The sequence below is a fragment of the Amycolatopsis stemonae genome (assembly GCF_054781455.1).
On the sequence record NZ_BAAGUJ010000036.1, the window covers coordinates 1 to 1,203 of the forward strand.

At 69.1% G+C, this 1,203-nt stretch carries 1 protein-coding gene; it reads left to right on the forward strand.

Features of this window, described 5'->3' with window-relative positions; genetic code table 11:
- Positions 1-162: 162 nt before the first annotated feature.
- On the forward strand, positions 163-1,203 hold a 1,041-nt coding region (locus ACYVLJ_RS47900), incomplete at its 3' end, for an IS110 family RNA-guided transposase (protein WP_460443741.1).

Here is a 1,203-nt window from a genome sequence, read left to right on the forward strand (position 1 = left end):
TCGCTGCCGCCTGCTTGCGGGTTGGCGATCATGCGTTGTGCCGGTCACCGGTGGTCAGGACCGACCGGCGTGACTTGATAGGAGCGTGGCAGCGCCCCCACTGAGGTGTGTCCGCCGGCCGGCCCAGCCGTCCCTTCGAGCTGGAAGGAGACCATCCCCATGGTGGTGATGCTGGGTATCGATGTCCACAAGGACACCCACACCGCGGTCGCGGTCGAGCAGGTCGGACGCAAACTCGACCAGAAGACGGTGCGTGCGACGGACGCCGGTCACCGGCAGCTGCTGCGCTGGGCACTGCGGAACTGGCCCGACACCGAGCTGGTGTTCGCGGTGGAAGACTGCCGGCACGTGTCGACCCGGCTGGAACGAGCGCTGCTCGCCGCAGGGCAGACCGTGGTCCGGGTGCCCCCGAAACTGATGGCCGGGGCCCGCTCCTCAGCACGCACGCGAGGCAAGTCCGACCCGATCGACGCACTCGCCATCGCCCGGGCCGCACTGCGTGAACCGAACCTGCCGGTCGCCACACACGACAACATCTCCCGCGAGATCAAACTGCTCGTCGACCACCGCGAAGGTCTGGTCAACACCCGCACCCAGATGCAGAACCGGCTGCGCTGGCACCTCCACGAACTCGACCCCGAACTCGACCCCGCCGCCCGCAGCCTGGACCGGCTGTGCGAACTGGACCGGCTCACCGCCTGGCTGGCCCAGCAGCCGAAGTCGATGGTGGTGCGCATCGCCACCGAGCTGGTCACCGACATCCGGGCACTCACCGTCCGCGCCAACGCACTGGAGCGGGAACTGGCCCAGCGGATGGCACACGTCGCACCCCGCCTGCTCGCCATACCCGGCTGTGGTGCGCTGACCGCGGCGAAAATCGTCGGCGAAACCGCCAACGTCACCCGGTTCCGCTCCGAAGCCTGCTTCGCCATGCACGCCGGCGTCGCCCCCATCCCCGCCTCCTCCGGCAAAACCAACCGACACCGCCTCGCCCGCGGGGGCAACCGGCAACTCAACGCCGCGCTGCACCGCATCGCCGTCACCCAAATCCGCCTGGACAGCCCCGGCCGCGACTACATCCACCGACGCCGAACCACCGGAGACACCACCATGGAAGCACTCCGCGCCCTCAAACGACGCCTCGCCCGCACCGTCTACAACACCCTCCACCACGACACCACCCAGCAACCAACCACGCTCCCC